The sequence below is a fragment of the Actinokineospora spheciospongiae genome, from assembly GCF_003182415.1.
GTDB classification, from domain to species: domain Bacteria; phylum Actinomycetota; class Actinomycetes; order Mycobacteriales; family Pseudonocardiaceae; genus Actinokineospora; species Actinokineospora spheciospongiae.
Window position 1 is genome coordinate 636,274 of the sequence record NZ_QHCP01000002.1, and the last position, 12,509, is coordinate 648,782.

The window sequence follows — 12,509 nt, forward strand, 5'->3', positions numbered from 1 at the left end:
CTCGTTCGGCAGGCGGAACACCATCGGTCCAGCGCCCGACTCCGGATGCTAATTTAGGACAGCCTTACCTCTCAAGGGGCAAGGCTCACCCGTAGCGAGTCGGAGGACCCGTGCGCCTGGGACAGCTCGTACTCGACCCCGCCCCGGTGCGCGGAAACCGCGACTTCCGGTTGGTGCTGACCAGCAGAACGCTCTGGTTGCTCGGCATCGGCCTGACCTCGGTCGCGGTCGCCGTCCAGGTGTTCGACATCACCGGTTCCAGTGCCCCGGTGGCCCTGGTCAGCCTCACCCTCGGCACCACCCTGCTGATCGGCTTCCTGCTCGGCGGCGTCCTCGCCGACCGCATGGACCGCAAGAAACTGGTGGTGCTGACCAGTTTCGGAGCGAGCCTCGGTTTCGTCGGCCTGGCCGTGAACGCCCTGTTGCCGACCCCGCAACTGTGGGTGGTCTTCGTCTTCGCCGCCGCCCACGGCCTGATCGACGGGATCGGCGAGTCGGCGCTGACGGCGGTCGTCCCGTCCATGGTCGGCGAGAACCAGCTCACCTCGGCGGGCGCGCTGCTCGCGGTCACGACCCAACTGGGCGGCATCGTCGGCCCCGCCCTGTCGGGCCTGTTGATCGGCGGCCCCGGCCTGGCGGCCTGCTACGGCGCCGCAGCCGTGATGGCCCTGGGCACAACAGGGCTGTTGGTGCTGGTCAGCCCGATGCCGGTCCCGCCAGCGGAGAAGTCGGAGGACCCGGAGAGCCCCGACGGCTCGGAGGGTTCACTGCGCGAGGCGTTCCGCTTCATCAAGGGCAACCGCCTGATCTCGTCCCTGCTGCTGGTCGACCTCGGCGCGATGCTGTTCGCCATGCCCTCGGCGCTGTACCCGCAACTGGCGTCCGAGCGCCTGGGCGGCGGCCCGGAGTTGGTCGGCCTGCTCTACACCGCCCCGGCGGTGGGCGCGTTCATCGGCTCGATCGTCTCCGGCTGGACGGCCACCGCCCGCCGCTCGGGCTTGATCCTCATCGGCGTGGCCGCCCTCTGGGGCGTGGCGGCGACGGGGGTCGGGGTGAGCACGGAGCTGTCGCTGGTGCTGTTCCTGCTGGGTGTGGGCGGCTTGGCGGACGTGTTCTCGGAGATCCTGCGGCGGGCGTTGCTGCAGGGCAACACCCCGGACCGGTTGCAAGGCCGGGTGGGCAGCGTGTGGCTGGCCCAGGCGATCACCGGCCCGTCACTGGGCGGGGTGCTGACGGGCTTCGCGGCCGGGTTGCTGGGGCCAGGGTTGGCCATCGCGATCGGTGGTGGGGTGTGCGTGTTCGTGGTGCTGCTGGTCGCCGCGCTCTACCCGGAACTGCGGCGGGCCAGCGTGGTCACCGAACCTGCCGACGCCTGATTCAGGCGGGCACCGGTAGGTCCGCTTCCGCGCGGCGGAGCAGGTCGGCGATGAGCCTGAGCGAGCCCTGCTCGCTCAACGCCGCACGCATGACGCCGTCGACGGCCGCGCGGTAGACGGCCACGTCCTCGGCGCTGTGCAGCCAGACGGCGGTCCGGCGCAGCTCCAGGAACACCCCCGGCGGCAGCGAATCCGACTCCATCAGGCAGAAGGGCCCTTCGAGCGCGGGGTGCCACCCCTGCCCGAACGGCACGACCCGCAGTTCCACGTTCGGCAGGCGGGCCACGTCGACGAGGTGGCGCAGCTGGGCGAGCATGGTGGCCCGGCCACCCACTTCCTGGTGCAGTGCGGCCTGGCCGATCAGCGCGACCAGCCGCGCCGGTTCGGGGCCGCTGAGCACCGCCCGCCGCGCCACCCGGCGGGCGACGTTGGCCGCCGCCTGCTCAGGCGGGAGCCCACCTTCGGACATGATCGCGGCGATGTAGTCGGTCACCTGGAGGATGCCGGGGATCAGCAACGGGGAAACCGTGTGGATCGTCTTGGCGCTGCGCTCGTATTCGCCGAAGGCCGCCACTTGCTGCCGGTGTTCCGGCGATGACAGGGCGAGCCAGTGCGATTCCCCGGCACCGTGGATCAGTGTCATCACCTCGGTGTAGCGCTGCCCGCCGATACCGAGCACGGTGAGTATCCTCGCCACGTCCTCCGGTTTGGGGGTGCGCTCTCCCGTTTCCCACCGGGAGAGCACGGCCGGATCGCGGTCGATCCGGCCCGCGAATTCCCGGAGGCCGATTCCCCGCTCTTCTCGCTCCCGGCGCAGGACACGCCCCAGCACCACCGTTTTCGGCGCCTTGGCCATCGATTCCTCCTGTTGTTGTCGGCCGGTGACACCTTTGCGTGACCGACATTCCGATCCGTTTCACCTGTTGCGACCGCGTCACGGCGTTGTCCCGCAGTGAAACGTCAGGGAATCTGGATACAGCAGAGGAGGAAGCGCATGCAAATGGAAGTACAGGGCGGGTCTTGGGCCACGGTGGCGGACGACTGCCCGATCACCTACGTCGTCCGCTCGGACATGGTGGAGTTGTGCTTCGGCAGCCATTCCACCATCGAATTGTCCATGTCCACCAACAGTCTCCGCAGGCTGGTGGCCACCGCCACCGCCGCCTGCCAGGAGGCCGAGCGGCGGCGACCGGATGACGACGACGACTGAGCCCGGCACGCGGGGAGCGTGCCGGGCGGTGGGCCGACTGCTACGGGCGGGACGTGAGGTATCCGCCCATGTGCGTGAAGTACTTCTCCGCGCTCTGCACCTCACCATCGGCCGTGCGCACGGTCTTCACCAGCAGGCCCTTGCTCTTGCCGCGCCGGGCCTCCGCGCCCGCGACGATCGCCACCCCGTCGCCCTCGCGGTAGAAGATGCGGCCGGGGGTTCCGCCGTAGACCTCGCGGGAGACCTCGGCGGTGACGATTTCCAGGCGCTTGCCCCGGTGGTAGCAGAAGGCGCTGGGGTACGGGGTCGACTGGGCTCGCACCAAGCGGTCCAGTTCCTCCGCGCTCCAGGTCCAGTCGATGCGGAGGTCTTCGTCGGCGCGCTTGTGGAAGAAGCTGGCCTTGGTGCGGTCCTGCTTCTGGAAGTCCTTGCCGCCTGCGGCGATCAGGGCGAGGCCGTCGACGGTGATGGGGCCGAAAATGTCCATCGACTTGGCGACCAGGTCGCCCGCGGTGTCGCGGGGGCCGACGGGGAAGGCGCGTTGCAGGACGATGTCGCCCGCGTCGAGGGTGGCGTCCATCAGGTGGGCGGTGACGCCGACTTCCTTCTCGTCGTTGATCAGGGCCCAGATCATCGCCGAGAAGCCCGCGTACGCCGGGAGCAGGGAGTCGTGGATGTTGAGGGTGCCGAGCCTGGGCAGCTCGAAGACCTCCGGGGAGATCCAGGTGCGCCAGTTGGCGGCGACGAACACGTCTGCGTCGAGGGCGCGCAGCTCGTCGAGGAGTTCCTGGTCGTCGGGGCGTTCGCGGAGGACGACGGGGATGCCGTTCTCCTTCGCCAGCTCCTCCACGGAGTCGCTCCAGACCTGCTCGTAGACCCCGCCGCCCTGTGGGTGGGTGACAACCGTGACCACTTCGTGTTCGGATTCGATGAGCGCTCGCAGGGTGCGGTGTCCCCAGGTTTGGAAGCCGAACATGACGACCCGCATGGGTCCTCCTCCACCGTTGTCCACATTGAAGTAAGCCTGCCCTTCGTTAGGCTATCCTCACTCCGTGCTCGCCCCAAGCCCGCCTGTCCAGGCGCCCCGCCGCGCGGCCCACCGGGTCCGCTGGCTGCTGGTCGCCGTTGCCGGGCTGCTCGCGGTCTCGGTGCTGTCGATCATGGTCGGCAGCAAGTACATCCCGCTGCCGGAGGTGTTGCGGCTGCTGGGCGATGACCCGGCCGCAGGCGAGGACGCGGCGATCGTCAACGGCATGCGGTTGTCCCGAACGCTGTTCGGGGTGGCGGTGGGGGTGTCGCTGGGGATCGCGGGGGCGCTCATGCAGGGGCTGACCCGCAACCCGCTCGCCGACCCGGGCCTGCTCGGTGTCGGTGCGGGGGCGGCGCTGGGCGTGGTGCTGACGACCAGCGTGTTCGGGGTGACCGCCCTGTTCGGCTACATCTGGTTCGCCTTCGCCGGGGCGCTGGCCGCGACCGTCGTGGTGTACCTGCTGGGCGGGCCGCACCCGGCCCGGTTGGCGCTGGCGGGGGCGGCGGTGTCGGCGCTGTTGCAGTCGATCATCAGCTCGTTGCTGCTGCTGGACTCCTCCACGCTGGACCAGTACCGGTTCTGGGCGGTCGGGTCGCTGAACGTGCCCGACTCCTCCGTGCTGCTCCAGGTCCTGCCGTTCCTGGTGCTCGGGTTGGTGCTGGCGCTGCTGACGGCGCCGGGGTTGAACATGCTGGCGCTGGGGGACGACGTGGCGAAGTCGCTCGGGCAGAACGTGACCGGGGTGCGCATCCGGGGGGCGGTGGCGATCACGCTGCTGGCCGGTGGGGCGACGGCGGTGTGCGGGCCGATCGCGTTCATCGGGCTGGTGGTGCCGCACATCGCGCGGGCGATCACCGGCCCGGACCAGCGGTGGGTGCTCGCCTACTCCGCCGTGCTGGCGCCGGTGCTGCTGCTGGGGGCGGACATCCTCGGCCGGGTCGTCGCCGAGCAGCGGGAGATCCACGTCGGGATCGTGGTGGCGTTCCTCGGGGCACCGTTCTTCATCGCCCTGGTCCGCAGGCGCAAGCTGCCGGAGCTGTGATGATCACCCTTGCGCGCGTGGACGGGCAGACCACCTTCCGGGTCGGCGACCGGGGGCCCTCCGGGGTGCTGCGGGCCCGGCCGTTCTGGGTGGCGGTGGTGCTGGCGGTGCTGGTCTTCCTGTGCTTCTGCCTCGGGTTGACCTTCGGCGACTACCCGGTGACCGTGGTTGACGCGATGCGGGCGCTGTTCTGGTACGGCGACCCGACGACCGTCGACATCGTCTACGACCTGCGGCTGCCCCGGGTGCTCGTCGGGCTGCTGGTGGGGTCGGCGTTCGGGTTGGCCGGGGCGGTGTTCCAGACGCTGGCGCGCAACGCGCTGGCGAGCCCGGACGTGATCGGGGTGGCGGAGGGGGCCAACACCGCCGCCGTCGCCGGGATCGTGTTCGGGTTCGGGGCGTCGCTGGGGACCTCGACCACCGCGCTGCTCGGGGCGCTGGCCAGTGCCACGGCGATCTACCTGCTGGCCTGGCGGCGCGGGACGACCGGCTACCGGATCGTGCTGGTGGGCATCGGGGTGTCTGCGCTGTTCACCAGCCTCACCTCGTACCTGCTGCAACGGGCGGACGTGTTCCAGGCGCAGCGCGCGGTGCTGTGGCTGACCGGGTCGCTGAACCTGCGGGAGTGGAAGCACGTCGGGCCGTTGGCGGGAGCTGTGCTGGTGCTGGTGCCGGTCGTGCTGCTGATGTCGCGGTGGCTGTCGGGGCTGATGCTGGGCGACGACACGGCGCGCGGGCTGGGGGTGCCGGTGCAGAAGGCGCGGCTGGCGCTGATGCTCGCCGGGGTCGGGCTGGTCGCGTTCGCCACGGCGGCGGCCGGGCCGGTGGCGTTCGTGTCGCTGGTGTCGCCGCAGATCGGGCTGCGGTTGGCGCGCAGGCCGACGCCGCCGCTGGTGGTGTCGGCGCTGACCGGGGCGCTGGTGGTGTTGGCCGGTGACCTGCTGGCCCGGCCGTTCGGGCTGCCGGTGGGTGTGGTCACCGGGGCGATCGGGGCGCCGTACCTGCTCTGGCTGCTGAGCCGGGCGAAGCGACTGGGGAGTGGGGCATGACGGACAACACCGGGTCGGGCAACACGGCGCTGGACAACACGGCGCTGGGCAACGGGGCGCCGGTCGGGGCTGGGCTGCGCGCCGAGGGGCTGCGGTTGGCCTACGAGAAGCGGACCGTGATCGACGGGGTCGACCTGGTGATCCCGCCGGGCAAGGTGACCGTGGTCGTCGGCGCGAACGCGTGCGGCAAGTCGACGCTGCTGCGCGGGATGTCGCGGCTGCTGACCCCCGACGGCGGCGCGGTGCACCTCGACGGCGAGTCCATCCACCGGATGCGCACCCGCGACCTGGCCCGCAAGCTGGGCATCCTCCCGCAGTCGCCGACCGCGCCGGAGGGCATGACCGTGCGCGAACTGGTGACCCGTGGTCGCAGCCCGCACCAGACCTGGTGGCGGCAGTGGTCCCCGGAGGACGGCGACGCGGTGAACCTGGCGCTGGCCGCCACCGACCTGGCCGACCTGGCGGAGCGGCCGGTGGACGAGCTGTCCGGCGGGCAGCGGCAGCGCGCCTGGATCGCCATGGCCCTGGCCCAGGACACCCCGTACCTGCTGCTCGACGAGCCGACCACCTACCTCGACCTGGCGCACCAGATCGACGTGCTGGACCTGATCGCCGACCTCAACCACGCGGGCGACCGGACCGTGGTCATGGTCCTGCACGACCTCAACCAGGCCTGCCGGTACGCCGACCACGTGGTGGCGATGAAGTCCGGCCGGGTGGTGGCCGAGGGCGACCCGCTCCGGGTCGTCACCGCCGAGCTGGTCGAGGACGTGTTCGGCCTGCGCTGCGAGGTCATCCCCGACCCGCTGTCGGGCACCCCGCTCATCGTCCCCTTCGGCAGGCACCGCTGCGCCGATCCGGCGGACCGCGCTGTTCCCACGGACCGTGCCGCCCCCGCGAACCTCCCGCACTGATCCCGAGAGCCACCACTCCCCGAAGAATCCCCGAGAGAGCAGAACAATGACGACCTTCACCTCCGGCCGCTCGCGCGTGCCGACCCGCCGCCGGTTCCTCGGCCTGACCGCGGGCGCGCTCGCCCTCGGCCTGCTCGCGGCCTGCGGCGACTCCGGGCCGGGCGCCTCGGCGGACGGCAGCAGCACCGCCGCCGCCCCCTCGGGTCCGTGGACGTTCACCGACGACCGGGGCAAGACGGTGTCGCTGCCGCAGCGGCCGACCAGGATCGTCATGCAGGTCAACGCCGCCGCGACCCTGGTGGACTTCGGCATCAAGCCGACCGCCGTCTTCGGCCCGCAGAAGCTGGAGGACGGCAAGGCCGACCCGCAAGCCGGGGACGTGGACCCGGGCGTGGTCAGCGTCGGCACCGAGTTCGGCGAGTTCAACCTGGAGAAGTACACCGAGCAGCGCCCCGAGCTGCTGGTGACGATCATGTACGGCGAGTCGCTTTGGTACGTCCCGGAGGAGTCGCAGGCCGCCATCGAGGAGAAGGCGCCGATGGTCGCCATCCAGCTCGGCGGGGTGTCCGCGGCCGAGGGCATCGCCAAGTTCGCCAAGCTCGCCGAGTCCCTGGGCGCCGACCTCAACTCCGCCGAGCTGGCCAAGGCGAAGAAGGACTTCGAAGACGCGGGGGCCGCGCTCAAGGCCGCCGCCGCGGCGAAGCCGGGCCTCAAGGTGGAGGTCGTGCAGGGCACCCAGGACGCGCTGCTGGTGGGCAAGCCGAGCTTCTTCAGCGACCTCAAGTACTTCACCGAGCAGGGCGTCGACATCGTCGCCCCCACCGCGGGCGAGCAGCCCACCTGGGACGAGCTGAGCTGGGAGCGCGCCTCCACCTACCCGGCCGACCTGATCCTCACCGACGCCCGCCAGTTCACCCTGTCGCAGGACGAGCTGGCGAAGATCCCGACCTGGGCGCAGCTCCCGGCGGTGCAGGCCAAGCAGTTGGGCCTGTGGCACGCGGAGACGCCCATGTCGTACCAGAAGCTGGCGCCGGTGATCCGCGAGCTGACCGGGGTCATCGAGAAGGCACGCGCGGATGTCGTTTCCTGACGCGTTCGCGGCCCGCTACCGGGAACGCGGCCACTGGACGGGCGCCCGCCTGGGCACGCTGCTCGGCGGTGCGCCGTCCGACGTCGCCCTGGTGTCGGGGTCCGAGCGGGTGACCTACGGCGAGCTGGACGCGCGCGCGTCGCGGCTCGCCGCCGGGTTGGCCGCGCTGGGGATCTCGGCCGGGGACAACGTGGTCGTGCACCTGCCGAACAGCGTGGACTTCGTGGTGCTGTCGTTCGCGCTGTTCCGGTTGGGTGCGCGGCCGGTGTACGCGCTGCCCGCGCACCGGCGCAGCGAGGTCGAGTACCTGCTGGAGCACAGTTCGGCGGTCGCCTACGTGATCCCGGACCGGCACGCGGGGTTCGACTACCGGGAGCTGGCCGCGTCCATGCCCGGGGTGCCCCGGGTGCTGGTGTCCGGCGATCCCGGCGACTTCACCGCTCTGTCCTCTGTGGACTCGGAGCCGGTCGAGCTGCCGCTGCCGGAACCGTCCTCGGTGGCGCTGTTCCTGCTCTCGGGCGGGACCACCGGGCTGCCGAAGCTGATCCCGCGCACGCACGGCGACTACGCCTACAACCTGCGGGCCAGCGCCGAGGTCGCCGGGCTGGACTCCTCGACGGTGTACCTGGCGGCGCTGCCGGTGGCGCACAACTTCGCGCTGGCCTGCCCCGGGGTGCTCGGGGTGCTGTCGGTCGGCGGGACGGTCGTGCTGGCGCCGTCGCCGTCGCCGCCGGACGCGTTCCCGCTGATCGAGCGGGAACGGGTGACGGTGACGGCGCTGGTGCCGTCGCTGGCGCTGCTGTGGATGGAGGCCGTGAAGTTCGCCGGGCGCGACCTGTCCAGCCTGGCGCTGTTGCAGGTCGGCGGGGCGAAGCTCAAGGAGGAGGCGGCCCGGCGGGTCACCCCGGCGCTGGGGTGCGCGTTGCAGCAGGTGTTCGGCATGGCGGAGGGGCTGCTCTGCTTCACCCGCCTCGACGACCCGCTGGAGCTGGTGGTCACCTCCCAGGGCAGGCCGCTGTCGGCCGACGACGAGATCCGCGTCGTCGACGAGGACGGTGACGCGGTCGCCCCCGGTGAGCTGGGACAGTTGCTGACCCGCGGGCCGTACACCCTGCGCGGCTACTACCGCGCCGAGGAGCACAACGCCCGCGCGTTCACCGCGGACGGCTTCTACCTGACCGGCGACCTGGTGCGGGAGCTGCCCAGCGGCCACCTGGTCGTCGACGGCCGGGTCAAGGACGTGATCAACCGCGGCGGGGAGAAGGTGTCCGCCGAGGAGGTGGAGAACCACCTGCTGGCCCACCCGCTGGTCCACGACGCGGCCCTGGTCGGGGTGCCGGACGACATGCTCGGCGAGCGCACCTGCGCGTTCGTGCTGGCCCGGGGTGAAGCGCCGACGCTGGCCGGGATCGCGGCGTTCCTGCGCGAGCGCGGGGTGGCGGACTACAAGCTGCCCGACCGGCTGGAGGTGCTGCCGGAGTTCCCCTACACGGCGGTGGGCAAGGTCAGCAAGAAGGAGCTGGCCGCCCGGCTGTGAGATGCGGAAAAGCCCCGGCCCGGGTTCTCCCGGGCCGGGGCTTTTCCCCGCCCTCAGGCGGAGATTTCGACCAGTTCGCGGACCGCGCGGACCACGTGCGGGGCGACGCTGCCCAACTTCTCGCAGGTCTCCTCGTACTCGCGCTCGGGGGTGGAGTCGGCGACGATGCCCGCGCCCGCGCGCAGCCAGGTGCGGCCGTCCCGCTGGTAGATGGCGCGCAGCACCAGCGCCGCGTCCAGGGCGCCGTCGCAGTCGGTCATCAGGACGGCGCCCGCGTAGAGGTCGCGGCGGCGGTCCTCCATCCGGGCGATGCGGTCGTAGGCGGGGAGCTTGGGGATGCCCGAGGCGGTGACCGCCGGGAACAGGGCGGCCAGCGCGGAGAAGGCGTCCTGGCCGGTGGCGAGTCGGCCGTTGACCCGGGAACCCAGGTGCTGCACGCTGCCGCGCTCCTTGACTGCCATGAACTCCTTGACCGTCACCGAACCCGGCTCGCACAGGTCTTCCAGTTCCTCGCAGGCCAGCTTGACCGACGCCGCGTGCTCGTAGACCTCCTTGGGGTCCGACAGCAGGTCCAGCCTGCGGTCGAGGTTCGTCGTCTCGTCGCCGTCCAGGGCGCGGGTGCCCGCGAGCGGCTGGGTGCTGACCTCGCCGTCGGCGGCGACCTCGGTGACCGTCTCGGGGCTGAACCCGGCGGCCCGCCAGCCGCCGAGGTCGAGCAGGAACGAGCGGGCGGGGGTGTTGCGGGTGCGGCCCAGCACGTACGTCGACACCAGGTCCACCTCGAAGGGGACGTCGACCGCGCGGGAGAGGATGACCTTGTTGAGCTGGCCCGCGCGGATGTCGGCGACCGCGGCGGCGACGGCGTGCTGGTAGGCGACCCGGCCGTCGTCGGCGGTGATCTCGACCGGGGTGGCCTCGACCTCGGCCGGAGCGGCGGGGGTGCCGAGCAGGTCGGTGATCTCGGCGAGGCGGGGCACGTCGACGGTGCGGACCACGACCTCGTCGGCGCCGAGGCGGATCTCGGTGCGCGGGACCGCCAGGTGCAGCAGGGGCTGGTCGGCGACCAGGTCCGGTCTGCCCGCGATGGCGTAGGCGAGTTCGAAGCCCGCCCAGCCGAAGGCTCGCCAGCGCGACACACCCGCGTCCGCGAGGGCCTGCTTGACCTGGGCCAGCGAGTTCCCGGTCCACGGCTGGGCGGTGGTGCGGCCGTCGACCGTGGTGCGGACCGCGTCGCGGTTGAGGACGACCTCGACCAGGCGGTCACCGGCGAACCAGAACTCCCCCGCGCGCTCGTAGACGACGTGCGACTCGAACACCCCGGACGAGGCCAGGCGCCCGGCCAGCGCCAAGGGCTCGAACCGGCCGGGAATCCTCAGTTCGTGGTATCGGTGCACGCGGCTCTCCCAGGGCGTCATCGACCGGTTCTTAGGTCAGGCTTGCCTAATCTAACCGCAGGTGGGCGCCCTGAGAAGGGTTCGGTGTGAGATGAATCGGACACCGCCGCCATGCCCCCTGTGGATCGTGCTGTCAAGCCGCCCACCGGGTCATCGTTGTGCACAGGTCCGTCCCCAGGCTGGGGAAAACCCGGGCGTCAGCCGCAGGCGGCGGCCCGGTCGAGGAGCAGGGCGCGCTCGCGGGTGTTGCGGGTCAGCCCGGCGGCGCGCTCGAACTCGGCGCGGGCCTCGGCGGGGCGGCCCAGCTTCACCAGCAGGTCGCCGCGCACGGTCGGCAGCAGGTGGTAGCGGCTGAGCGCGGGCTCGTCGGCCAACGCGTCCACCAGGTCCAGGCCGGCCTGCGGGCCGTGCGCCATCGAGAGCGCGACCGCCCGGTTCAGCTCGACGACCGGCGACGGGTTCACCGAGGCCAGCTCGGCGTACAGGTCGGCGATGCGCGCCCAGTCGGTGTCCTCCGGGCGGGCGGCGCGGGCGTGGCAGGCGGCGATCGCGGCCTGCGCGGTGTACGGGCCGCGCGGCCCCAACCGCTCCGCCTTCTCCAAGGCGTCGAGGCCAAGGCCGATGAGCAGCCGGTTCCACCGGGTGCGGTCCTGCTCCAGCAGCAGGACCGGTTCACCCTTGGCGTCGACCCGGGCGCCCGCCCGCGAAGCCTGGATCTCCATCAGGGCGACCAGGCCGTGCACCTCCGGTTCGCGCGGCATCAACCGGGCGAGGACGCGGCCGAGGCGCTGGGCGTCCGCGCACAGCTCCGGGCGCATCAGGTCGTCGCCCGCGGTGGCCGAGTAGCCCTCGTTGAAGATCAGGTAGATGACCTCCAGGACCGAGGCCAGCCGCCCGGCCAGCTCCGGGCCGGACGGCACCTCGTACCGGACGTCGGCCTTGGCCAGCGCCTTCTTCGCCCGCACCAGCCGCTGCGCCACGGTGGACTCGCCGACGAGGAACGCGCGGGCGATCTCCTCGGTCTTGAGCCCGCCGAGCAGCTTCAGCGTCAGCGCCACCCTGGCCTCGGCGGACAGCACCGGGTGGCAGGCGGTGAAGATCAACCGCAGTAGGTCGTCCCGGATCTCCCCCGCGGTCGGCTCCGGGACCTCGGTCTCCAGGTCGCGGGCGATCTCCAGGTACTTGCGGTCCAGGGTCTCCCGACGGCGGAACTGGTCGACGGCGCGGCGCTTGGCCACGGCCATCAGCCAGGCGCCGGGGTTGCGCGGCGTACCGGTCCCCGGCCACTGCTCCAGCGCCGCCACCAGGGCGTCCTGCGCCAACTCCTCGGCCATCCCGACGTCGCGGACGAGCCGCACGAGCCCGGCGACGAGCCGTGCGGACTCCATCCGCCACACCGTTTCAACCGCGTCCGCCACGCGGTCAGGCTACGGCGCCGGGCTACGGGGCCTCGACCACCAGCCGGACGTCCATCTCGATGTCGTGCCCGAGCACGTCGGCGAACCGCAGCGCCCACTGCACGGCCTCGGCCCGGTCCGGCAGCTGCATGATGGCGAACCCGGCAATCAGCTCCTTGGTCTCGGCGAACGGCCCGTCGGTGACCGTGGCCTCCCCGTCCTTCACCACGACCCGGGTGGCCTCCTTGGTCTCCCGCAGGCCCTCACCGGCCAGCAGCACCCCGGCGTCGACGGCCTCCTGGATGAACGCCCCCATCCGCTGCATCAGCTCGGGGGTCGGCGGGACACCGGCCTCCACGTCGGGGGTCATCTTGTGCATCATCATGAAACGCGGCATGTCGCTCTCCTCGATCGTGTGGCTCGAACACTGACGCGTCGAACGAGCCACCCCCGGAATCGACACCCGGCCG

At 71.8% G+C, this 12,509-nt stretch carries 12 protein-coding genes; 7 read left to right on the forward strand and 5 right to left on the reverse strand.

Annotation, left to right across the window (positions count from 1 at the left end; genetic code table 11):
* Positions 1-110 precede the first annotated feature (110 nt).
* Complete coding sequence (gene entS / locus DFQ13_RS06515; RefSeq protein ID WP_110079159.1) at positions 111-1,376, forward strand: enterobactin transporter EntS; 1,266 nt, start codon at positions 111-113, stop codon at positions 1,374-1,376.
* Position 1,377: 1 nt separating this feature from the next.
* Here entS and DFQ13_RS06520 read toward each other — a convergent pair whose 3' ends face one another.
* Positions 1,378-2,232 carry a helix-turn-helix domain-containing protein gene (locus tag DFQ13_RS06520; protein ID WP_110079160.1) on the reverse strand — a complete coding sequence of 285 codons (855 nt, stop codon included), beginning with the start codon at positions 2,230-2,232 and terminating at the stop codon, positions 1,378-1,380.
* A 138-nt stretch (positions 2,233-2,370) separates the two neighbouring features.
* Between DFQ13_RS06520 and DFQ13_RS06525 the strand changes: the two genes are divergently transcribed.
* On the forward strand, positions 2,371-2,586 hold the full coding sequence (locus tag DFQ13_RS06525) for a hypothetical protein (RefSeq protein ID WP_035281925.1): 216 nt from the start codon (positions 2,371-2,373) through the stop codon (positions 2,584-2,586).
* Positions 2,587-2,626: 40 nt separating this feature from the next.
* Here the strand turns inward: DFQ13_RS06525 and DFQ13_RS06530 are convergent, their stop codons facing one another.
* Entirely contained in the window at positions 2,627-3,574 is a 948-nt protein-coding gene (locus DFQ13_RS06530) for a methionyl-tRNA formyltransferase (protein WP_110079161.1), read from the reverse strand.
* A gap of 64 nt (positions 3,575-3,638) precedes the next feature.
* Here DFQ13_RS06530 and DFQ13_RS06535 point away from each other — a divergent pair, with 64 nt between their 5' ends.
* From DFQ13_RS06535 to DFQ13_RS06555, 5 genes are read left to right on the forward strand one after another with little or no spacing between them, the layout of a single operon-like run.
* Positions 3,639-4,658 (forward strand): FecCD family ABC transporter permease, encoded by a 1,020-nt coding sequence (locus tag DFQ13_RS06535; RefSeq protein ID WP_052021092.1) that lies wholly within the window; start codon positions 3,639-3,641, stop codon positions 4,656-4,658.
* Positions 4,658-5,707 carry a FecCD family ABC transporter permease gene (locus DFQ13_RS06540; RefSeq protein ID WP_110079162.1) on the forward strand — a complete coding sequence of 350 codons (1,050 nt, stop codon included), beginning with the start codon at positions 4,658-4,660 and terminating at the stop codon, positions 5,705-5,707. The genes DFQ13_RS06535 and DFQ13_RS06540 overlap by 1 nt, the downstream gene beginning before the upstream one ends.
* Positions 5,704-6,621, forward strand: coding sequence for an ABC transporter ATP-binding protein (locus tag DFQ13_RS06545; RefSeq protein WP_110079163.1), 918 nt, complete (start codon positions 5,704-5,706; stop codon positions 6,619-6,621). The genes DFQ13_RS06540 and DFQ13_RS06545 overlap by 4 nt, the downstream gene beginning before the upstream one ends.
* Before the next feature lie 46 nt (positions 6,622-6,667).
* On the forward strand, positions 6,668-7,711 hold the full coding sequence (locus DFQ13_RS06550) for an ABC transporter substrate-binding protein (RefSeq protein WP_110079164.1): 1,044 nt from the start codon (positions 6,668-6,670) through the stop codon (positions 7,709-7,711).
* Entirely contained in the window at positions 7,698-9,248 is a 1,551-nt protein-coding gene (locus DFQ13_RS06555) for a (2,3-dihydroxybenzoyl)adenylate synthase (protein WP_110079165.1), read from the forward strand. Before DFQ13_RS06550 ends, DFQ13_RS06555 begins: the two co-directional genes overlap by 14 nt.
* A gap of 53 nt (positions 9,249-9,301) precedes the next feature.
* Here the strand turns inward: DFQ13_RS06555 and DFQ13_RS06560 are convergent, their stop codons facing one another.
* The 3 genes from DFQ13_RS06560 to DFQ13_RS06570 all read right to left on the reverse strand — a co-directional run bounded on the left by DFQ13_RS06560 (position 9,302) and on the right by DFQ13_RS06570 (position 12,436).
* Positions 9,302-10,642, reverse strand: coding sequence for a salicylate synthase (locus tag DFQ13_RS06560; protein ID WP_233438281.1), 1,341 nt, complete (start codon positions 10,640-10,642; stop codon positions 9,302-9,304).
* Between the two features lie 197 nt (positions 10,643-10,839).
* A complete protein-coding gene (locus DFQ13_RS06565; protein WP_110079167.1) occupies positions 10,840-12,030 on the reverse strand; it encodes an RNA polymerase sigma factor in 1,191 nt (396 codons plus the stop codon).
* A gap of 52 nt (positions 12,031-12,082) precedes the next feature.
* Positions 12,083-12,436, reverse strand: a complete 354-nt coding sequence (locus DFQ13_RS06570) for a YciI family protein (protein ID WP_035281913.1) — start codon at positions 12,434-12,436, stop codon at positions 12,083-12,085.
* Between the last annotated feature and the right edge of the window lie 73 nt (positions 12,437-12,509).

Bases quoted from the DNA above. Each gene is read 5' to 3' on its own strand.
- DFQ13_RS06540 (WP_110079162.1), top strand. From the start codon at position 4,658: ATGATCACCCTTGCGCGCGTGGACGGGCAGACCACCTTCCGGGTCGGC.
- DFQ13_RS06555 (WP_110079165.1), top strand. From the start codon at position 7,698: ATGTCGTTTCCTGACGCGTTCGCGGCCCGCTACCGGGAACGCGGCCAC.
- DFQ13_RS06545 (WP_110079163.1), top strand. From the start codon at position 5,704: ATGACGGACAACACCGGGTCGGGCAACACGGCGCTGGACAACACGGCG.
- DFQ13_RS06570 (WP_035281913.1), bottom strand. From the start codon at position 12,436: ATGCCGCGTTTCATGATGATGCACAAGATGACCCCCGACGTGGAGGCC.
- DFQ13_RS06530 (WP_110079161.1), bottom strand. From the start codon at position 3,574: ATGCGGGTCGTCATGTTCGGCTTCCAAACCTGGGGACACCGCACCCTG.
- DFQ13_RS06525 (WP_035281925.1), top strand. From the start codon at position 2,371: ATGCAAATGGAAGTACAGGGCGGGTCTTGGGCCACGGTGGCGGACGAC.
- DFQ13_RS06550 (WP_110079164.1), top strand. From the start codon at position 6,668: ATGACGACCTTCACCTCCGGCCGCTCGCGCGTGCCGACCCGCCGCCGG.
- DFQ13_RS06565 (WP_110079167.1), bottom strand. From the start codon at position 12,030: ATGGAGTCCGCACGGCTCGTCGCCGGGCTCGTGCGGCTCGTCCGCGAC.
- DFQ13_RS06520 (WP_110079160.1), bottom strand. From the start codon at position 2,232: ATGGCCAAGGCGCCGAAAACGGTGGTGCTGGGGCGTGTCCTGCGCCGG.